The sequence below is a fragment of the Streptomyces rapamycinicus NRRL 5491 genome (assembly GCF_024298965.1).
In the GTDB taxonomy this organism is placed as follows: Bacteria; Actinomycetota; Actinomycetes; order Streptomycetales; family Streptomycetaceae; genus Streptomyces; species Streptomyces rapamycinicus.
In genome coordinates this window covers 9679164-9698307 of record NZ_CP085193.1, presented here as the reverse complement: position 1 = coordinate 9698307, position 19144 = coordinate 9679164, and the positions used below count along the sequence as shown (strand labels likewise).

General features: G+C 72.1%; 17 protein-coding genes. 12 read left to right on the top strand and 5 right to left on the bottom strand.

Annotated features, from left to right (window positions below; genetic code table 11):
- The first annotated feature begins 2 nt into the window (after nucleotides 1–2).
- The 7 genes from LIV37_RS40715 to LIV37_RS40685 all read left to right on the top strand — a co-directional run bounded on the left by LIV37_RS40715 (nucleotide 3) and on the right by LIV37_RS40685 (nucleotide 6738).
- On the top strand, nucleotides 3–758 hold the full coding sequence (locus LIV37_RS40715; protein WP_020872886.1) for a hypothetical protein: 756 nt from the start codon (nucleotides 3–5) through the stop codon (nucleotides 756–758).
- 65 nt (nucleotides 759–823) lie between these two features.
- A complete protein-coding gene (locus LIV37_RS40710) occupies nucleotides 824–1876 on the top strand; it encodes a Gfo/Idh/MocA family protein (RefSeq protein WP_020872885.1) in 1053 nt (350 codons plus the stop codon).
- The gene (locus LIV37_RS40705) at nucleotides 1873–2868 is read left to right on the top strand and encodes an NAD-dependent epimerase/dehydratase family protein (RefSeq protein WP_020872884.1); all 996 of its coding nucleotides are present in this window, start codon (nucleotides 1873–1875) and stop codon (nucleotides 2866–2868) included. The genes LIV37_RS40710 and LIV37_RS40705 overlap by 4 nt, the downstream gene beginning before the upstream one ends.
- Entirely contained in the window at nucleotides 2865–3533 is a 669-nt protein-coding gene (locus LIV37_RS40700; protein WP_020872883.1) for a PIG-L deacetylase family protein, read from the top strand. The genes LIV37_RS40705 and LIV37_RS40700 overlap by 4 nt, the downstream gene beginning before the upstream one ends.
- A 54-nt stretch (nucleotides 3534–3587) precedes the next feature.
- Nucleotides 3588–4841: an ATP-grasp domain-containing protein gene (locus LIV37_RS40695; protein ID WP_020872882.1), complete on the top strand. Its 1254-nt coding sequence runs from the start codon at nucleotides 3588–3590 to the stop codon at nucleotides 4839–4841.
- Between the two features lie 74 nt (nucleotides 4842–4915).
- Nucleotides 4916–5650: a class I SAM-dependent methyltransferase gene (locus LIV37_RS40690; RefSeq protein WP_020872881.1), complete on the top strand. Its 735-nt coding sequence runs from the start codon at nucleotides 4916–4918 to the stop codon at nucleotides 5648–5650.
- A 38-nt stretch (nucleotides 5651–5688) separates the two neighbouring features.
- Nucleotides 5689–6738 carry a glycosyltransferase family 2 protein gene (locus LIV37_RS40685; protein WP_020872880.1) on the top strand — a complete coding sequence of 350 codons (1050 nt, stop codon included), beginning with the start codon at nucleotides 5689–5691 and terminating at the stop codon, nucleotides 6736–6738.
- On the opposite strand, the gene LIV37_RS40680 is transcribed toward LIV37_RS40685, so the two are convergent.
- Nucleotides 6726–7607: a GNAT family N-acetyltransferase gene (locus LIV37_RS40680; protein ID WP_020872879.1), complete on the bottom strand. Its 882-nt coding sequence runs from the start codon at nucleotides 7605–7607 to the stop codon at nucleotides 6726–6728. The two genes, LIV37_RS40685 and LIV37_RS40680, sit on opposite strands and share 13 nt — an antisense overlap.
- Nucleotides 7608–7845: 238 nt before the next feature.
- Between LIV37_RS40680 and LIV37_RS40675 the strand changes: the two genes are divergently transcribed.
- The gene (locus LIV37_RS40675; RefSeq protein WP_020872878.1) at nucleotides 7846–9549 is read left to right on the top strand and encodes a carbamoyltransferase family protein; all 1704 of its coding nucleotides are present in this window, start codon (nucleotides 7846–7848) and stop codon (nucleotides 9547–9549) included.
- Here LIV37_RS40675 and LIV37_RS40670 read toward each other — a convergent pair.
- Nucleotides 9540–10409, bottom strand: a complete 870-nt coding sequence (locus LIV37_RS40670; protein WP_338060243.1) for a helix-turn-helix domain-containing protein — start codon at nucleotides 10407–10409, stop codon at nucleotides 9540–9542. The genes LIV37_RS40675 and LIV37_RS40670 overlap by 10 nt on opposite strands.
- Nucleotides 10410–10765: 356 nt before the next feature.
- On the opposite strand from LIV37_RS40670, the gene LIV37_RS40665 reads away from it, so the two are divergent.
- Nucleotides 10766–11548 (top strand): helix-turn-helix domain-containing protein, encoded by a 783-nt coding sequence (locus LIV37_RS40665; protein ID WP_121823918.1) that lies wholly within the window; start codon nucleotides 10766–10768, stop codon nucleotides 11546–11548.
- Nucleotides 11538–12287 carry a TIR domain-containing protein gene (locus LIV37_RS40660; RefSeq protein WP_020872875.1) on the top strand — a complete coding sequence of 250 codons (750 nt, stop codon included), beginning with the start codon at nucleotides 11538–11540 and terminating at the stop codon, nucleotides 12285–12287. Before LIV37_RS40665 ends, LIV37_RS40660 begins: the two co-directional genes overlap by 11 nt.
- 56 nt (nucleotides 12288–12343) lie before the next feature.
- On the opposite strand, the gene LIV37_RS40655 is transcribed toward LIV37_RS40660, so the two are convergent.
- Both LIV37_RS40655 and LIV37_RS40650 read right to left on the bottom strand, forming a co-directional pair.
- On the bottom strand, nucleotides 12344–12535 hold the full coding sequence (locus LIV37_RS40655; RefSeq protein WP_020872874.1) for a hypothetical protein: 192 nt from the start codon (nucleotides 12533–12535) through the stop codon (nucleotides 12344–12346).
- Nucleotides 12536–12586: 51 nt separating this feature from the next.
- Nucleotides 12587–14308, bottom strand: a complete 1722-nt coding sequence (locus LIV37_RS40650) for a CocE/NonD family hydrolase (protein WP_020872873.1) — start codon at nucleotides 14306–14308, stop codon at nucleotides 12587–12589.
- Nucleotides 14309–14739: 431 nt separating this feature from the next.
- On the opposite strand from LIV37_RS40650, the gene LIV37_RS40645 reads away from it, so the two are divergent.
- Complete coding sequence (locus LIV37_RS40645) at nucleotides 14740–16434, top strand: ABC transporter transmembrane domain-containing protein (RefSeq protein WP_185058035.1); 1695 nt, start codon at nucleotides 14740–14742, stop codon at nucleotides 16432–16434.
- Entirely contained in the window at nucleotides 16431–18287 is a 1857-nt protein-coding gene (locus LIV37_RS40640) for an ABC transporter ATP-binding protein (RefSeq protein WP_020872871.1), read from the top strand. Before LIV37_RS40645 ends, LIV37_RS40640 begins: the two co-directional genes overlap by 4 nt.
- A gap of 27 nt (nucleotides 18288–18314) precedes the next feature.
- Here the strand turns inward: LIV37_RS40640 and LIV37_RS40635 are convergent, their stop codons facing one another.
- Complete coding sequence (locus LIV37_RS40635) at nucleotides 18315–19097, bottom strand: alpha/beta fold hydrolase (RefSeq protein ID WP_020872870.1); 783 nt, start codon at nucleotides 19095–19097, stop codon at nucleotides 18315–18317.
- Between the last annotated feature and the right edge of the window lie 47 nt (nucleotides 19098–19144).

Genomic DNA, 19144 nt, shown 5'->3' with positions numbered 1-19144 from the left:
CCGTGCGAGCGAGTGCCGGCCCGGCGGAGCTGACGGTCAGCCGGCTCAGCGACGCCCCCGGGCTGGCGGACGCCGCGGACCGGCTGGTGACCGAGAACATGCCCGCCTTCATGACGTGGGAGTCCCCGGGGAACTGGCGCTGGCATCACCTGCACGACCGCTTCGCCACCCACCAGCTCTGCGTCACCGACGGGCGGGGCACCCTGGTCGCCGCTGCCCACGGCCTGCCCGTCCGCTGGAACGGCACCGTGGACGGTCTCCCGGCGGGCGCCGACGACGTGCTGGTGGGCGCCGTCGACGGCGATCTCGCGGAGCGGCCGACCGCACTGTGCCTGCTGTCGGTCTCGGTGGCGGCCTCGCACCGCGGCCGACGCCTGCCGGAGCTGCTGCTGCGCCGGGCCCGCGGGGACGCGTCCGGTGCCGGGCTGCGCGGGCTGGTCATCCCCGTGCGCCCCACCGGCAAGGCCCGCTACCCGCTGGTCCCGATGGCGGAGTACGTCCGCTGGCGGACCCCGGACGGCCTGCCGTTCGACCCCTGGCTCCGCACCCATCTGCGGCTGGGCGCCCAGCGGCTCGCCATCGCTGAGCGATCCCTGGTGATCCACCAGCCGGTGGCGCGCTGGGAGCAGGCCGCGGGCTTCCCGATGCCGGGCCCGGGCGGCTATGTGGTCCCGGGCGCCCTCGCCCCCGTACAGGCCGACCCGGACGCCTCGGCCACCTATGTCGAGCCCAACGTCTGGCTGTTCCACCCTGCCTGATCTGCCATCAGTCCGCCGACCGCAACCACCGCATCGACATTCCCCGCCATCCGAACGGAGTGCTCATGTCTTCCATACGCCTGGCCGTGATCGGCTGTGGCGCCGCCGCGCGGGCCTGCCATCTGCCCGCGCTCCCCCAGGTCACCGGCGTCCAGCTCACCGCCCTGGTGGACCCCGACGCGGCGCACGCCGAGGGGGCGTTCCAGGTCTACCGCGAGTACGGCGGGAGCGGCTCCCCCCAGCAGGCCACCAGTTGGCAGGAGGCGCTCGGGTCGTTCGACGCGGCGGTGGTCGCCGCGCCGCACACCCGGCACGCCCAGCTCGCCGACGGCCTCCTGCGGCACGGCAAGCACGTGCTCATGGAGAAGCCCATGACCACCTCGCCCGCCGACGCCGAGATGCTGCTGAAGACCGCGGCAGACCGCCCGGGCACCGTGCTGGCCATGGCTCATCCGCGCCGGTTGTTCCCCGCGTACGCCTGGGTGCACCGGCTGATCCGCAACGGCGCGCTGGGCACCGTCAAGCGTGTGCACTGGACCGAGGGCCACCCCTACAGCTGGGAGCCGGTCACCTGGTCCATGTTCGACCGCAGACTGGCCCACGGCGGTGTGCTCACGGACACCGGCTCGCATGTCTTCGACAGCCTGTTCTGGTGGCTGGGCGAGGACATGACCCTGATGGACCATCAGGACGACTCTATGGGCGGTTTGGACAGCGACAGCCGGACCTGGCTGCGGTTCGGCACGATCGACGTCATCGTCGAACTCAGCCGGCTGCGCCCGCTCGGCACCTGCTGCACCATCACCGGCACCGAGGCCGAGGTGACCATCGGCACCGACTTCCCCGCCGGGGAGTGCACCCTGGTCACCCGCTCCGGTGAGGTCCTGCACCGCGGCGACGTCGCCCCCGTCGCCCCCGCCCGGGGCGAGTGGGAGGCCCTGTTCGTCGAGCAGTTGGAGAACTTCGCCGCTGCCTGCGGTCCGCAGGCCGTCGCACCCTACTCGACGGCCGAGGACGGCAAGCGGGTCGTGGACCTGATCGACGCCTGTTACCACGGCCCGGCCCGGCGCGCCGCACCCCAGCCGTGGACCGTCAACCGGACGAGGAGCGCGGTATGAGCGAGCTGACGGAGTTCTCCGGATCAGTCGGCGGCCGGATCGCGGTCACCGGAGCGAGCGGCTTTATCGGCGGCCGCGTCGTGGAGCGGCTGATCCTGGGTACCGACGCCGAAGTACGCCCGGTGGTGCGCGGCTTCGGACGGGCCGCCAGGCTCGCCCCGCTGCCGCAGGGCCGGCTCGGCTTCCGGGTCGCCGACCTCGCCGACGCGTCGGCGCTCGGCCGTGCCCTGGAGGGTTGCGACACCGTCGTGCACTGCGCGTTCGGCAGCTCCGGCGGGGTCGACGAGCGCTGGGCGGCCACCGTGGACGGCACCGCGCGCCTGCTGGCCGCCGCCCGGGCCGCAGGGGTGCGCCGGGTGGTCCACCTCAGTACCGTCGACGTGTACGCGCCGGCCGAGGGGGCGTTCGACGAGGAGGCCCCGGCCCGGGCCGTCGATCCCGCCGACCGCGAGTACGAGCAACAGAAGCTCGCCGCTGAGCGGCTGGCCCTCGCCGCGGCCGGGGAAGGGATCGACGTCGTCGTCCTCCAGCCCGGCGTGGTGTACGGGCCGTGGGGTGGCCAGTGGACCACCGCTCAACTCGTGCGGTCCGCCGTCGACTTCGCGGTCCTGCCGTCCGGTGGGGACGGCGGCGTGTGCAACGCCGTCTATGTGGACGACGTCGTTGACGCGGTCCTCGCCGCCTGCCACCGCCCCGACGCCACCGGCGGGCGGTTCCTCCTCGCGGCCGAGGAACTCACCACCTGGGGCCGGTTCTTCGACCACGTCCGGTCGATCCGGGGGCTGACCGCGGCACCAGCGGACGCGTCCGAGGCGGCGGTGCCCGACTGGGAGGCCGAGCTGTACCGCGCCACCGGACGGGTCACCTCCGACCGGGCCGCCCGTGCCCTCGGGGTGCGCTGCACCACCACCCTGGACACGGGCATGGCGCTGACCGCCGCCTGGGCCGAATGGATCGGCTTGGGCCGCACCCGCGAGGGCAGGGCGGCATGACCCGTGTCCTGGTCGTCGCGCCGCACCCCGACGACGAGGTCATCGGCTGCGGCGCGTCGATGGCCAAGCACGCCAGCGACGGCGCCGAGGTGACCGTCGCCATCGTGATCGCCAGGGAACGGAGCCTGCACGACGGGCTGCGCAGCGACGCCGACTTCACCGACGAGACCCGTAAGGCGTCCGCCGCCCTCGGTGTGCACCGCTGGGAGCTCTGGGACGAGCCGTCGCGCGACTTCCTGCCGAGCCGCAAGACCCATCTCGACCTCGTCCGGCTGATCCGCGAGGTACGGCCCGACATCCTCTACATACCGCACCGAAAGGACGGCGACGTGGAGCACCGCATGGTGAACCAACTCGCCACCGAGGCGCTGTGGATGGCCACCTCCGACTTCTTCGGGGAGACCGGGAAGCCGGCCCCGACGCCCCGGCTCGTCCTCGGCTACGAGGTGTGGGCGCCGCTTGCGGACTTCCAGTACGCCGAGGACGTCACCGGATTCGTCGACCAGAAGGTGGAGGCGATGCGGGCGTACCAGTCACAGCTGCGCCACGCGGCCTGGGACGACGCGGTGCGCTCGCTCGCCCGGTACCGCGGGGCGGTCGCCACCGGCACCACGCACGCCGAGGTGTTCGAGGTCATCAGCCTGGGCACGCCGCCCGCTTCGTAGTCGCCCCCGGGCGGGGCACGCGCCCCGCCCCGAACACCGATCGGAGGAGTAGCCATGGCCGAGCGGCTCTTGGTGTGCGGTATCGGCTCCGGCATGGACCGCTCGCTCGCGGCCGTGAAGGAGATGGGGCTTGAGCTCGTGGTCATCACCGACCGGCCGACGGAACGGGTCACGCGGGTGGCGGATCAGGTGCTCGTGGCCGACCCCGGGCGGCAGGAGGCGGTACGGCGGGCCGTCGGCGCGGCCGGGCTGCGGGATGTCGACGGTGTGCTGTCGCTCGGCTACGACAACCCGCCCGTGGTCGCCAGGCTCGCCCGCCGCTTCGGCTGCCCGGGCGTCGACGAGGAGACCGCTCTGGACTGCCATCTGAAGGACCGGCGGCTGGCAGTGCTGGAACGCGCCGGACTCCCGGTGCCGCGGAACCGAGCCGCCGACGCCCTGTCCGGCGCGCTGGCGGCGCTGGCGGACATCGGACTGCCGGCCGTGGTGAAACCGCGCGACCTGTCGGACTCGGCCGGCGTGGCCAAGCTCGACGCGCCCGACACCGCCCCGGAGCGGATCCGCGAGGCGCTGCGGCTGAGTGAGACGGGCCGCATCGTGATCGAGGAGTTCCTGGAGGGCACCGAGCACACCGTGGCCGGACTGGTGGCCGGTGGCACCTTCCATCTCACCGGCTTCGCCGACCGCGAGTACGGCCGAAAGGAGGAGTTCGCGCCGCACTTCTTCGAGGGTGGCGACACCATGCCCTCGGCGCTCCCCCCGGGCACGGTGGACGACGTCGTGGACACGGTGCGGGCCGGGGTCCGCGCCCTCGAACTGCGGGACGCCGTGGTCAACACGGACGTGCTGCGCACTCCGGACGGCCGTGTCCACCTGCTGGAGATCACCTGCCGGATGACCGGCGCGCGGATCGCCACCGAGATCATGCCGCTGGGCACCGGGGTCGATCCGCTCCCCAACGCGGTACGGCTGGCCCTCGGCCGCCCGCTCGTCCTGGACGAGTTGGCACCGGGCGGCGGACAGGCCGTCGTCCAGCGCTTCCTCCCCGCCCACGGCGGAACCGTCGACTGGGTGGGCGACCTCGCCGCCGTCCGGACCCCGCCGCAGGTCTACGACCTGTTCTGGGGCCGTGAACTGCGGGTGGGCGCGACACTGCCGCCGTACAGCGGCGGGGCGGACCCGCTGGCCGGGGTGATCGTGACCGGGACCGACGCGGCCCGCGCCGAGGCCATGGCGTACCGGGTCCTCGACCGGCTGCCACTCAGGCTCAGCGGCACCGGGAAGCCGGTGGGCTCCCGCTTCCGCTGACAGCACCACCGGGCGACCCGGGGCGCCCGCGCACGACCGACCGTCCTGCCCGACCAACATCCAGGAGGAAACCGATGCCGATCGCCTACACCCAGTGGGCCGCCACCTACGAGCTGTTCGAGGGGGAGACCGCGCGGGAGACCTGGCGGCAGGGGATCGCGGCGGACCTGGCCAAACTCGCCGACGGCCCGGGCCGGGTCCTCGACCTCGGGGCCGGTACGGGCGTCGGCACGCGCGTCCTGGGCGAGTTGCTGCCCCGACTTGAGGTGACCTCGCTCGACCGGTCCCCGGAGATGCTCGACTGGGGAAAGGTCCCGAAAGACCGTCAGATCGTCGGTGACATGGCCGACTTCCGGGCGGACGAGGGCTACACAGGCGGCGCCTTCGACTTCGTCGTGTCGGGGTTCGACGCCCTCAACTACCTGCCCTCCGAGGCGCTGGCGGGCTGCCTGGCCGGTGTGGCCGACGCGCTGCGGCCCGGCGGCCACATGGTCTTCGACTACTCCACACGCAAGGTGCTCTCCACGGACTGGGCGGCGTTGGAGTACTCCCAGGAGAAGGACGGCCACACGCTGCACCGCCGGCACGTCTGGGAGCGGGCGTACGACCGGAGCCGGACTGTGCTCACCCTGAGCCGCGGCGGCGAGGTCCTGTGGCGCGAGACCCACATCCAGTACGCGGTGGACCCCTTCACCCTGGAGGAGGTCGCCCGCGCCCACGGGCTGCACACCGTCGCCGTACGGAACATCGAGGGCGACGCGTACTCCCCGAGCCACACCACGCACGTCTACGTGCTGCGCAGGAAGTGACCGCGCGGCGGGAACAGCCAGCAGGAGAGAGGAAGAGGATGACCGTCACCGAGGCGGAACTCACCGCGGGCCTCACCAGGACCAGTATCGTCATCGCGCTCAAGGACGACGTCAGAATCGTCGAAGCGATCGCGTCGGTGGACGAGCCGGGGGTGGAGATCGTGCTGGCGCTCAACGGCGCCTCGGACGAGATTCGCCGCATCGCGGCCGACCACCCGCGCCCGCTCGTGGTCACCGAGATCCCCGACTCGGGCAACCTCGGGGCCGCCTACAACGCGGGCGCCGAGGCGGCGAGCGGGCAGTACCTGCTCTACATGGACTCCGACTGCGTCTTCGCCCCGGGCGCGGTGCGGATGATGGTCCGCTCGGTGCTCGAACACCCCGTGGTCAAGGGCCAGGTGGTGTACGGGGTGGGGGGCGGGGTGCTGAGCCTGCTCACCGCCCGGGTCCGCGAGTACGACGAGGGGGACTACGTCAGCGCCCTCTCCCCACCGCTGATCTACGACCGGCGGGTCGCCGACCACATCGGCGGGTACCACTACGACCCGCTGGTCCACTGGTGTGAGGACCGGGAGTTCGACTTCCGGCTCCAGCTCGCCGAGATCCCCGTGGTCCACCTGCCCGACGCGGTCATCCACCACGACGCCCAGCACGGTCTGCAGAACCTTCGCAGCTACTGGCGCTACGGCGTCGGCGAGGGCATCGGCCAGCAGCTGGGCGTCTTCACCACGCCGGCCGTGCCCGTGCTGTGGCGGCTGTACGACTCGGCGCGGACGCTGCTCGGCTGCGCGCGAGCCAAGGGGCCGCTCGCCGCGGCCTTCTACGCGCTGCTCCAGGCCACGTACCACACGGGAACGCTCTACCACCTGCTTCGGGACCCGTTCGGGGTGCGCCACCGGATACCGGCGGCCGCGCGCCGCACCAGGATGCTCCACGCCGTTCCCCAGCACTGTCCGGAACTGACTCCGGCGCAGCGGATCCGGTTGCGGCGGGCCCATCGGGAGCGGGGCCGGGTCATCGAGCCCGTGGCCGACCTGTCGGTCTTCCGCACGCCCGCGCCCGCCCCGCTTCCCGTTCAGCGGGAATAGGTGGCGTACCGGAACTCCGATCCACCGAAGCCGAGTTTGAAGCGGTTGATCAGTCGGGTCTTCTCGCTCGTCTCGCCGGTGTCGATACCGCTCAGATCGAGATGCCGCAGCCCACGCTCGGCCGCCCATTTCATGGTCTGGAAGTGGACGAAGTTCAGTGCCGCCTGGGAACGGTACGCGGGATTGGTCGCGACATAGCGGGACTCCACCGCGTCACCGTTCACCAGACACACCGAACCCGCCGCCACCTCCGTGCCGTACACGGCTCCGAACAGATGGACGCGCTCCAGTTCCAGCAGCTCCCGCAGGTACTGTAGCGGGGCGAAGTCGGGCGAGTCCGCGTTGTGCATGGCCGCGGTGTAGAACGGGTGGAACCGGTCCAGCAGCCCGGGGTCGTCGGTGAAGGTGAAGCCGTGGCGCAGCGCCCGCCGGACCCGGCCACGAGTGCTCGGGCGCATCCGGGCGAGGATCTGCTCGTCGGTTCCGGTGGCGTCGACGAGCAGCGTGGTGAACTCCGGGCCCGGCCGGAAACCGTGCTCGGCCAGTGCTCCGGGCAACGCCCAGGCGGGCTGGAGCACGAGGGTGACCCGCGGTAGCCGGGCGATGTCGGTGAGGAGCCGGCTCAGGACCTCCGGGTCGGGCACACCGGTCGGGCCCTTCCACATGAACCAGGACCCGTCGGCCTCCTCCAGCAGCATCGTGGCCAGGCACCGGGTGTCCTCCCAGACCTCAGTGAAGCGCACGGCGACCCCCTGCCGGCGCAGGAAGAGCAGGCGCTCCCAGTCCTGATGGAAGTCGTCCGACGCATTCCGGCCGGTACCCGCGATATTTCCCAGTGGTTCTTCAACGGCGTTTCGAACGTGCAGCATCCGGAAGACCTCCCGGTCCGACGAGATCGAAGCGAAGAAACCGAACAGGCATCGTGGAACCTCTCTTGACAGGAGGTCGATGCCCTCTCAAAGTGAGAATCCAATTCCAGCAAGAAATGGGATGAGAAACCCGCCAAGGATGAATTCCCTATTCTGCGGGCGCTTTCTCAAGTTTTGACATGAGGGCGACTCGCTGTCAATAGCGAATCCCCACGGGTATCACTCGGAGGAGAATTCCATGCGTATTCTCGGTGTGAATGGATGGCCGGGGGCGAGCCACGACGCGTCGGCCTGCCTGCTTGTCGACGGGGAGGTCATCGCCTTCGCCGAGGAGGAGCGCTTCACCCGCGCCAAGCACTCCTACGGCCAGGCCCCGCACCACGCCGTGGCGTGGTGCCTGGCCGAGGCGGGGCTGTCCATCGAGGACATCGACTTCGTGGCCCACGGGTGGGAGATGCCCGAGTTGTTCGCCCGGCGCGGTCTGGAATGGTTCCCCACCCCGGAGGAAGCGCTGGACTTCCTGCTGCCGCGCGGTGTCTTCCCCAGGCGCCGGGACCCCCGGCTCATCTTCGTCGAGCACCACATGGCCCACGCCGCGAGCGCCTACTACTTCTCGGGCCGGGACAGTGGGGCGGTGCTGATCCTCGACGGGCAGGGCGAGAACGAGAGCGCCACCCTGGCCGTCGGCAGCGGTGGCGACCTCAAACTGCTCCGGTCGATCTCGCCGGGGTGGTCGCTGGGGTACTTCTACGCCGCGGTCTGCGAGTACGCCGGTCTGGGTGCCGACGCCGCGGGCAAGCTCATGGGCCTCGCCCCGTACGGGACGCCTGGGGACACCACCTTCGGCGGCGCGCTGCAGGTACACGGGGACGGTTACAGCGTCGAGGCCGTGCCGGAGAACCTGCTCTCGCGCGGCCGCACCGACGAGGAGGACGACACGATCCGGCTGTGGGTGAACCGGCTGGAGAAGACGCTGACCCTGCCGCCCAATGCCGTCTCCCGCGGCTTCGATCCGATGCTCGGTCGCTACACCAAGCGGACCGCGCGTGACCCGTACGACTACCGCGACCTGGCAGCCACCGCACAGGAGGCGCTGGAGCAGTGCGTGCTCGCCCTGGTGCGCGGGCTGCTGCGCGACAGCGGGGAGTCGACCCTGCTGGTGGCCGGCGGCGTGGGTTTCAACGCGACACTCAACGGCAAGTTGATGCGGCTGCCGGAGGTGGACGACCTCTTCGTCCAGCCGCTCGCGGGTGACCAGGGGGTGAGCCTGGGCGCCGCCGGCTGGGTCGCCTCCCAGGCCGGGGAACGGGTCCGGCCCATGACGGGCACGGTCGCGTGGGGGCCGCGGTGGGGTCCCGACGCCGTCCGGCAGGTGCTGGACGCGACCGGGACGCGCTACACCGAACCGGCCGACATCGCGGTGGCCACGGCGGACATGCTCGCCCGCGGGGGGATCGTGGGCTGGCACCAGGGGCGCAGCGAGGGCGGTCCCCGGGCGCTCGGGCACCGCAGCATCCTCGCCGTGCCGTACCCCGCCGAGCAGCAGGACCGGATCAACCTGACCATCAAGGACCGTGAGCGGTGGCGTCCGTTCGCGCCCAGCCTGCGCGAGGAGTCGGCGGCCGAACTTCTTGGACTGGACCGGCCGTTGCCGTACATGATCGTGACCACCCCGGTGCCCGAGCGGCACCGGCGGTACCTCGCGGCAGCCACCCATGTGGACGGCACCACCCGTCCGCAGACCGTCTCGGTGGGGGCGAACCCGCTCTACCACCGACTGCTGGGACAGGTGGAGGAGCGCACCGGGCGGGCGGTTGTGCTGAACACCTCCTTCAACGGCAACGCCGAACCCGTGGTCTGCTCACCCCGCGACGCCCTGGCCACCTTCGCCCGTGCACCGCTCGATGCCCTGGCCCTGGGGCCGTTCCTGGTTCAGAGGTAGGCGGGCGCGGTGCCCCGGCCCTCCACCGAGCCGGGGCGGAAGCCCGGCCCGGTGGACATGAGCGCCACAAAGCGCAGTTCCCTGGCGTGCATGACGTTCGCCGCGAGGATGGTGAAGTCCACGCGGCCGTGCGCCGGGTCATCGATGCTCAGCATCGTGCCGTCGGGGTGGGTGCGGAAGACGCCGATCTCCGCGTCCCAGAGCTCCTTCACCACCGGGTCGGCCAGCAGACTGTCCAGCAGGGTCATCAGGTCCTGGCTGTCGGGATTGGCCGCGATCGCGGCGCGCAGTTCACCGAGCATCGGCGCCGCCCAGCTGTCGCGCCAGTCGACCAGCCGTTCGGCGCGACAGGCCTTGTTCAGCAGGACCCAGCGCAGCACGTTACGGTCGGGCAGCTCGGCCACGCTTCCGGCCTCCGCCCCGAAAAGCAGGTCGAGATAGCCGGCGTTGGCGGCGATCAGGTCCCAGCGCCGGGTGTAGATGCAGGCGGGATGGGGCTGGCGCTCGACCAGTTGGGCCCAGCCGGGATGGAGCGCGTAGTCGGCCGGGCCGGTGGCCAGGGGAAGCTCTCCGGTGGCGTAGAGGAACAGGAACTGGCGCTCCTGGTCATTCATCCGCAGGACCGCGACCACGCTTTCCAGGAATTCCGGAGTCGGATTTTTCATACGTCCGGACTCCAGCGTCGCGTACCATCGCGTGGAACAGCCGAGGAGGGCGGCCGTGGTTTCCTGGGAAATGCCCCGGCGGCGCCCCTGAATGCGGGGATCACCGGGATCCACCACGGCCCGGGCGCGGCATTTCCGCAATAACCGGCCAAGGTGCTTCCTTACCTCGTCTATACCCGAGTGTCCTGCACTCAACGCCTTCCCTCCAGGTTGGATCCAAAGCCGCCATGGCCGCCCCGATCATGTCTCGATAGGCGATTCTGTGTCAAGGGTCACACCCCTTAGTGCGGACGGTGGAAAAGAGGTTAGTATCGGCCTCCCGCGTTGGCTTGAAATGCTGGCCGACCCCGGGTGGCTGAAATGCGACTCTGTAGGGCGGTTCATTGTGGGGAAGGTCGGGGTGGTACACCGGACCGGCGGGCTTCCACCGCGGCATCCGACGTTGCTTATGGAGCGTTTCGGAAGCCATTGATTCTGGAAATGACGCCTTCATTGCGGAAGGGAATGGCGGCCCGCAAGGATACGTCTCGTAGCACCACACCCGTGCCGATGTGCAGTCTGCTGGGAGAATTGTGTCCACTACTTCGGAAGTTTCCCCCAAAACGGCCGCTGACCGGGCCTTTCGCGTGCTTCGGGCGCTGGACGCGCTCGGTCCGGGCACGCATTCCCTCGACACCCTCACCCGCCTCACCGGGCTGGCCCGTTCCACCGCTCACCGCATACTCCAGTCCGCGGTCCGCGAAGGCGCGGTCCTCCAGTCCGGATACGGCAGGTACCGGCTGGCCCCCTCCGCCGTCAGCCCGGTCACCGGCCCGCTCGTCAACCTGCCGGTCTCGCTGGAGACCCTGCACACCGAACTGTCCGCCCTGCGCAGCCGCGCAGGGGACGCCGCACTCATCCATGTGCCCGTCATGCTCCGGCCCCCGCTGCGGGTCAGTCTGTGCTGCTGCTACGACCCGGCCGGCGAGTTGGCGCCCACCCTGGCCGACGGCGACCGCTCCGGCCCGCTGTTCCGCGCGCCGCTGTACACCGACGCCGCCGGGCTGGTCCTCCTCGCGCGGCTGCCCGGCGTCGCCCCGGGCGATCCCGTCCTGCGCCGCATCCGGGACCTCAACCATGCCCGCACCCCCTCGGCGCTGCCCGGCTGGGACCTGGTGGCCGCCCCCGTACAGCGCGGCGCGGCCACGGTCGCCTCGGTGAGTCTGCTGGTCCGCCGCTCGACCGACCCCGGACCCCACCGGCGGGCCGCGGCCGAGGTGATGCGGACCGTTGCCCGGCTGGGCCAGGCGGCCCGCTACACCTCCCAGCCCGCGGGAGCCGGCCGTGCCCGCTGACGTCACCGTCGTCCGCGCCGGAGAGCCGTTCCCCGGGGCCTGGTCGGCCTCCCTCTACCTCTGCGGCCCCACCGCACGGAACCCCGACACCCCGCTCTGGCGGGACGAGGCCATCCGCCGGATCCGCGAACTCGTCGCGGACGGAGGGCCCGAGGGCCACGGACCCGTGGTCTTCCTGCCCGAGCCGGAACCGGGCCGGCCGCTCTCCTACGAGGAGCACATCGCATGGGAGGAGGAGGCGATGGGCATGAGCGACGTGATCCTCTTCTATGTGCCGCGCGCCCTGCCCGAACTCCCCGGCCTGGTCACCAACGTCAAGTGGGGCGCCTGGCACCGCTCGGGCCGGGCCGTCCTCGGCTCCCCGCCGGAGGCCCGGCGCAACGAGTACCTGCTGCACTTCGCCCGCGAACACGCCGTCCCGGTCGCCAACTCGCTGGAGAAGGCCGTCGCCGAGGCCCTGCGCCGCCTGGGTACGGGCGCGCGCCGGCGGGCCGGTGAGCGGTGGGTCCCCCTCCACCTGTGGCGCGCGCCCGAGTTCCGGCGGTGGTACGGGCGGGAGACCGGCGGGGGGCGCACCCTGCGGTCCGCAGAGGTGCTGTGGACCCGCGGGTCCCCGGCCCGGGAGTGGGCGGTGCGCGGTGTCTGGGACGAGCCGGGCACCACCGAGGCGGCCGTGCGCACGCTCGTGGTGCACACCGGGGGAAGCGAAGTCCTCGGCGGTGACGGCGGCGAAGACTGACCCCGTCACCGCGCGGTGTGCCCCGGCCTGGGCACACCGCGCACGCCGCCGGTCCGCTACGGCGTTCCCGGCAAGGCTCTGAGGAACGCGCGCAGACTGCGGCTGTGCACGGGATCCCGTTCCACGGCGTCGCCGAACACCTCTGCGACCACCGCGCCGGGATCCCCGTGCCGACGGGCGGCGGAGACGGCCTCGTCCCAGCGTTCGCGCACCAGCCGCAGATGGCTCGGTCCCGAGGTTCCCTCCATGGCGCACTCCTCCTCTGGTCGGTGCCGGAGGCCCGTCTGCGGCACGGGTGTTCAGTCGGTGGTGAGGACCGACAGCAGGAGGTGGGAGGGGAGTGGCCGGCCGTGGTGGATGGTGGCGGTGACCGTCTCGTACGGCCGGGCCCAGAGCTCGGCCGGGTCACCGCCGGTGCCGGGATTGACCTCGAAACGTGGGAAGTTGCTGCCGGCCACCTCCAGTCGTACACGGTGGCCGGGGGCAAACACATGGCCCACGGCGCCGAGCCGCACGGTGACTTCGACGGTCCGGCCGGGTGGCGACGGCCCGTCGGTGCACTCCGCGTAGCCGGCGCGGATCCCGTCGCACAGGATCTCGGCACGGCCGTCCGGGGCCACGTCCACCAATTTGGCCGCGATGTCCGTGGCGGGCCCGGAGCAGGAGACGTACACGACGAGCGTCACCTCGCCCACCACGGTCAGCGCGGCGGTCTGCGGTGCGCCGGTGTAGCAGAGCACGTCGGCGCGGCGTTCCACGGCCCGCTGGTCCCGCGGCCCGCAGTCGGCGCCGACGAACATGCCGGTCATCAGGGTCGCCCCACCGGTGGTGGGCACCGGGTCTTCGGGGTCGTGGAGGAAGTGGTCCGCGCCGGCCGCAGGGGGCGGGTCCGGCAGCAGGGCACCGTCACCCGTGGCGGAGTTGGCATGCCGGGCGCCGCTGGTCAGGTACAGCGCCGCGGGGCTGACGTCCGGCACCGGCCAGTCCGGGAAGGTTTGCCAGCGGTCGACGCCGGTCAGGAAGAGCCGCACCCGCTCCGCCGGCGGCCCGCCCGTTCCTTTCAGCGTCCGGTCGAAGTGGTCGATGTGCAGCCCGGTCACATCCAGCACCTGGTCGTCGGCCCGGACCCCGTAGCGCCGTCCGGGAAACACCCCGCCGCGGACACAGTGCGACCAGGGGCCGACGACCAGCGTGGTGTGCTCGCGCGCCGCAGCCGAACCGCAGTGTCGGCGTCCCCCGTCGTAGTTCTCCAGCGTTCCGCCGAGGAAGATGTCGTACCAGCCTCCGATGTGCAGTCCGGCCGCCCGCATGGCCGGATAGGTCTGGTTGGGTGCGGCGCGCCGCCAGTACGGGCCGGGCCGGGGATGCTCGCGCCACCGCCGCACGTACGGGGCCAGTTCGTCCAGGAGCTTCCAGGCGAGGTCGGGGGTCCGGTACAGGTCCTCGATGGAGTCGAGGGCGTGGAGCACCCGCTCCGCCCCGGCGCCCGTGCTGCCTGAGTCGGCCGCCAGCAGCCCCGGCAGCAACAGGTCGGCCAGGGCCCAGTGCAGGACGAAGCCGAGCTGGAACACACCGCCCTGGTAGCACCAGCCCTCCCGGAACTCGGACCCGGCCATGTACGCGGAGACCGCGTGGAGCGCCTCTGGGACATGGCCCGCGGCCAGCAGCGCGGTGCTGCCTTCGTACGACCGCCCCAGCATGCCGACCCTGCCGTCGCACCACGGCTGCGCCGCGGCCCAGTCGACCGTGTCGGCGCCGTCCACGCCCTCGGCCCAGAACGGCTCGAACTCCCCGCCCGAGGAGCCTCGGCCGCGGACGTCCTGGACCAGCAGGCCGTAGCCGGCCGTCAGCAGTCGCCGGGTGTCCAGCCCGGGTCCGGCGGATTCGCCGGCACGGCCGTAGGGGGTACGGCGAATCAGCGTCGGCAGCGAAACGCGGGAATCCGGCCGATAAAGGTCCGCCCGCAATACGGTGCCGTCCCGCAGCGGTATCTCCAGGTCGTGTTCCACCACGATGCGCATCAGCGGATCCTCACCGGCATAATTCCTCCTCCCGACGCCCTGCGCATTCCCTCATCGGGAGCTGCGGGCATGTCGGCCACAGGATTGGCCACCGTTCTTCCCGGCGTCAACGGCGCGACACACGAATGCCCTTCGGGCCGGGACGAATCGCCGCCGACATTCCACACCAAGGAATCTCCTTGACATGTCCTTTAACCGGCACAGATGATCGGCGCGCCGCGGCCGTGGGCCTTTCAGCCGGTACGAACCGGGAAAGCAACGCTGTTCGAACGACAGGAACCAGCCAGCGGAGCGGTCGAAATCGTGGCGCAAACCGTAGCGTGAGCGACACGGCCGGTCGTCGTGCGACCGGCGCCCTGGCAGAGTCGTGCGCAGCCGTACCCGCATGTCCCGGCTCTCGCCTTCCGCCACAGTTGTTGGGAGAAATTCTCTTGCCCGTCGGTATGTTCCGGCCCGCTGAGTCCCCGGCGACCGTTCCCGAAGCCGACCACCGCAGCGCCTGGCGCTACCTGTGGTGGCTGATCCGGATCCGTCCACGGCTGCTGGTGCTGAGCACCGCCCTCGGCGCCCTGTGGATGCTTCCACTCGCCCTGCTCCCCCTGGTCGTCGGATACGCCATCGACGAGGGCATCGACGACGGATCGACCTCCTCGCTCACCGGCTGGGTCATCGTGGTCGCGGTGCTGGCTGTGGTCCAGGCCGTCGCCGGCGCGGGGCTCATCCAGGCCGCGGTTGGAGGCCAGATGCACGCGGTCGCCACCAGCCACCGGGTCGTGCTGCGTCAGGCCACCCGGCTGGGCGGCTCGTTGCGGCTCAAGGCCGGCTCCGGCGACGTGGTGGCAGTCGCCGCCGGCGACATCCCCAGCATCGGCAGCGCCTTCGAGGTCGTCGGCCGGTCCTCGGGAGCCGTCGTCTCCTTCGTGGCGATCGCAGTCGCCCTCACCGTCACCTCGCCTGTCCTGGGCGTCGTGGTGCTCATCGGCGTACCTGCGGCCCTGCTCGGGATCGGCCCGCTGCTCCGGCCGCTGCAGCGGCGCAACGAGGAGCAGCGCGACCGGCTGGGCACGGCGACCGCTCAGGCCGGCGACATCTGCTCAGGGCTGCGTGTGCTGCGCGGCATCGGCGGGGAGCGGAAGTTCACGGAGCGCTTCGTCGGCGTCAGCCAGGAGGTGCGGCGCGCAGGGGAGTCGGCCGGGCGGCTGGAGGCCTGGCTCGGCGCCGCCGGGGTGTTCCTCCCCGGTCTGGTCACCATCGTCGTCGCATGGCTCGGTGCCCGGCTCGTACTCTCCGATGTCATCACCCCGGGCGAACTCGTCGCGTTCTACGGCGCGTCGGTGTTCCTCGTCATCCCGGTGAGCACGGCGACGGAGGCCGTGGAGTCGATCAGCCAGGCTCATGTCGGGGCCGGCCGGATCTGCCGCTTCCTCAACCTGGTCCCCGATCCCCCGCCGCCGGACGACCCGTTGACGCTGCCCCCGGGCGCCCTGTCGCTGGAGGACCGGGCGACCGGCATCGAGGCGCCGGCGGGCCGGCTCACGGCCGTGGCCACCAGCGGCGAGCACGGTTCGCGGACCGCGGCCAGGATCACCCGTTACGGACCCCCGGCCCCCGTGGACGGCACCCGGCTCGCGGGCGTCCCGCTGGACCGGATCGCCCTGCCGGAGCTGCGCCGTCGGCTCGTCCTGTGCAGCCACACCGACATCCTGTTCAGCGGCCCGCTCCGGGCCGAACTCGCCGGCGACCGGGCCCGTACCGACGAGGAGCTGTGTGCGGCGCTGCACGCGGCCGCCGCCGAGGACGTGGTCGAGGCGCTGCCGCACGGGCTGGACGACGCCGTCATCGAGGGCGGCCGCTCACTGTCCGGCGGACAGCGGCAGCGGCTGATCCTGGCCCGTGCCCTGCTCGCCGCCCCCGACGTCCTGGTCCTCGACGATCCGACGTCCGCGGTCGACTCCTCCACCGAGGCGCTGATCGCCCGGCGGGTGGCCCGCTACCGCGCGGGGCGCACCACCCTCGTCTTCAGCGGCAGCCCGCTGTGGTCGAACGCCGCCGACGAGGTGGTCACGCTCGCCCGGGTGGCCGCCGGCGGCGGCCACGCCGACCACGGAGGGGAGCGGACGCCATGACCACCACCCGGACCGCCGACGCCAACCCCCTGGCGCCCCCCGCCGACGAGCAGCCGGGAACCCGGTTGCCGCTGGCCAGGCAGCAGGAGGTGCACCACTGGTTCTGGACGTTCGTCCGCGGCAACTCCGGCCGGATCACCGCGATGCTGACCCTCTTCGGGCTCGCCCTGGGCACCGGTCTCGTCGGCCCCCGGCTGCTGGGCTACCTGGTCGAGTCCGTCCAGCGCTCCACGACCACCTGGCGCGTGGACATGGTCGCGCTCGTACTCGTGGCCGTACTCGCCGTCCAGGCGCTGCTCACCCGGGCCGCCCAGGTACAGACGACCCTGCTCGGCGAGAAGGTACTCGCCGAGACCCGGGAGAGCTTCGTGCGGCGCGTCATGCGGCTGCCGCTCGGCACGGTGGAGTCCGTCGGCACCGGCGACCTGCTCAGCCGCGCCACCTCCGATGTCGACCGGCTCAACGAGGGCATCCGGCTGGCCATGCCGAGGATCCTGATGGCGGCCGTCACCCTGGCGCTGACCGTCGTCGCGATGCTCCTCACCTCGCCCCTGCTCTCCCTGCTCCTGCTCACCGGGCTGCCGTTCGCGGTGTTCTCCACCCGCTGGTACCGGCCACGCGCCACCCGCGGCTACGAGGAGCTGCTGAAGGACGAGGCCGAGGTGCTCACCAGCACCCACGAGACGGTCCGCGGTGCCGCCAGCGTGGAGGCGCTCGGCCTGGCCAGGCGGCGCATCGACCACCACGGGAGCGCCGTGGCCCGGGTCGTCCGCCACCGCCGCAGGATCACCGGGCTGCAGACGGTCTGGTACCCCAGTCTGGATCTGGCCACCATGGTCCCGATGGCGTTCACATTGCTGGCCGGCGGCGCCGCCTACCGCGACGGCCGGGTGGGGCTGGCCGAGATCACCGCCATGGTGCTGTATCTCCAGAGCCTCAACGGACCCCTGGTCGAACTGCTCTCCTGGACCGACGAACTCCAGGTCGGCAGCGCGGCGCTCCGGCGCATCCTGGGCGTGGAGCGCCTTCCCGTGGAGCGGTCCGACACCGGCGCGGTACCGACCGGCCGTCGGATCCGGCTGCGTGGCGTACGGTTCGGCTACGACGCCGGCCGCGAAGTCCTCCACGGCATCGACCTCGACATCCCGCCCGGCGGGCGCATCGCCGTGGTCGGCACCTCCGGGGCCGGCAAGTCGACGCTCGGCAAGCTGCTGGCGGGGGTTCACCACCCGACGGCGGGCGTGCTGGAGATCGGGGACGCCCCGGTGAGCGCGATGTCGATCGGCACCCTGCGCGGCGAGGTCGCCCTGGTCACCCAGGAGAACCACGTCTTCGCGGGCAGCGTCCGGGACAACCTGACCCTGCCGGAACGGCGCGGCCCCGGCGGCAGGACCGGGCCGGACGACGACACCTGGGGCGACGAGGAGCTGTGGGCCGCCCTGCGGACCGTGGGCCTGGAGGAGTGGGCACGCAAGCTGCCCGACGGGCTGGGCTCCCCGGTCGCCACCGGGGAAACAGACGTACCGGCCGTCACCGCCCAGCAGATCGCCCTTGCCCGGCTGCTGCTCGCCGACCCGCACACCCTGGTCCTCGACGAGGCCACGGCCCTCATGGAACCCACCGCCTCCCGCCAGGTGGAGCGGTCCATGGCCGCGCTGCTCGCCGGGCGGTCGGTCATCTCGATCGTGCACCGGCTCGACTCCGTACAGGACGCCGATCTGATCGCCGTCATGGAGTCCGGTCGGATCGTCGAACTCGGCAGCCACCAGGAGCTGTTGGAGAAGGACGGCGCGTACGCTCGGCTATGGCGGTCGTGGACCGCGGCCGGGGGCGGCCCGGAGGCGGGCAGCTGAGCACGGAACGACGGCCCCGGCCCCTCCTCAGCGCGGGACCGGGGCGCTGAGGAACCCCACCATCGCCTCGTTGACTGTGCCGGGCCGCTCCAGGCAGCCGTAGTGGCCGCAGTCGGGGATCTCCCGGTAACGGCCCGCCGGCAGTGCCTCGGCCACCTCGCGGCCCAGCCGGGGAGGGGCCACGATGTCGTACTGGAAGCCCAGGACGAGGACCGGGCCCGTCACCCCGTGCAGCCCGGCGAGCTGGTCGGCCTGGTCGCCAGGCGGTTCCGGGGGTACGCCGCCGGTCCTCGCGCCGGCCTCGAACAGGTCCAGCCAGTCCAGGATCTCGCCCTCCCGCTCCCAGGTGCGAGGCCCGAGGTGCAGCACCGCCTGGAAGAACGCCTGGTAGGGCGGCGGCGGTTGGGCCCCGGCCGCATGCAGCGCGCGCTCCGCGCGGAGCAGGGCGCCGCCCACCGGGTCCGGTCGGCCCCGGGTCGCCACGAGTACCGCCCGCGTCCACAGGTCCGGGCGGTGGACGAGCAGCCCCTGGACGAGTTGCGCGCCGAAGGAGAATCCGACGAGTCCGCACGGCCCGGTGCCCAGCAGCTCGACGGAGTCCGCCAGCAGCGCGGTCAGTTCGTCCCGCGGCCCGGCGGCCTCCGGCAGTTCGAGGGTGATCGCCTCATAGCCGACGGCGGCCAGCGCGGGTACCTGGTGGGCCTGCCAGAAGTCGCCCGGCCCGCCCGCGGCGACGAGTACCACGGGCGGGCCGCTGCCCGCCCGCCGATAGCGCACCTGCCGCCCACCGCCCACCGTCAGTGTCGCCATCGTTCGCCCCTCCGCCCCGTCGAAGCCCGCCCGTACACGCGATCGGC

Excerpts from the sequence above, each read along its gene's own strand:
- LIV37_RS40675 (WP_020872878.1), top strand. The coding sequence starts at position 7,846 with ATGCGTATTCTCGGTGTGAATGGATGGCCGGGGGCGAGCCACGACGCG.
- LIV37_RS40635 (WP_020872870.1), bottom strand. The coding sequence starts at position 19,097 with ATGGCGACACTGACGGTGGGCGGTGGGCGGCAGGTGCGCTATCGGCGG.
- LIV37_RS40680 (WP_020872879.1), bottom strand. The coding sequence starts at position 7,607 with ATGCTGCACGTTCGAAACGCCGTTGAAGAACCACTGGGAAATATCGCG.
- LIV37_RS40695 (WP_020872882.1), top strand. The coding sequence starts at position 3,588 with ATGGCCGAGCGGCTCTTGGTGTGCGGTATCGGCTCCGGCATGGACCGC.
- LIV37_RS40685 (WP_020872880.1), top strand. The coding sequence starts at position 5,689 with ATGACCGTCACCGAGGCGGAACTCACCGCGGGCCTCACCAGGACCAGT.
- LIV37_RS40700 (WP_020872883.1), top strand. The coding sequence starts at position 2,865 with ATGACCCGTGTCCTGGTCGTCGCGCCGCACCCCGACGACGAGGTCATC.
- LIV37_RS40655 (WP_020872874.1), bottom strand. The coding sequence starts at position 12,535 with ATGGAGGGAACCTCGGGACCGAGCCATCTGCGGCTGGTGCGCGAACGC.
- LIV37_RS40705 (WP_020872884.1), top strand. The coding sequence starts at position 1,873 with ATGAGCGAGCTGACGGAGTTCTCCGGATCAGTCGGCGGCCGGATCGCG.
- LIV37_RS40640 (WP_020872871.1), top strand. The coding sequence starts at position 16,431 with ATGACCACCACCCGGACCGCCGACGCCAACCCCCTGGCGCCCCCCGCC.
- LIV37_RS40690 (WP_020872881.1), top strand. The coding sequence starts at position 4,916 with ATGCCGATCGCCTACACCCAGTGGGCCGCCACCTACGAGCTGTTCGAG.
- LIV37_RS40650 (WP_020872873.1), bottom strand. The coding sequence starts at position 14,308 with ATGCGCATCGTGGTGGAACACGACCTGGAGATACCGCTGCGGGACGGC.
- LIV37_RS40710 (WP_020872885.1), top strand. The coding sequence starts at position 824 with ATGTCTTCCATACGCCTGGCCGTGATCGGCTGTGGCGCCGCCGCGCGG.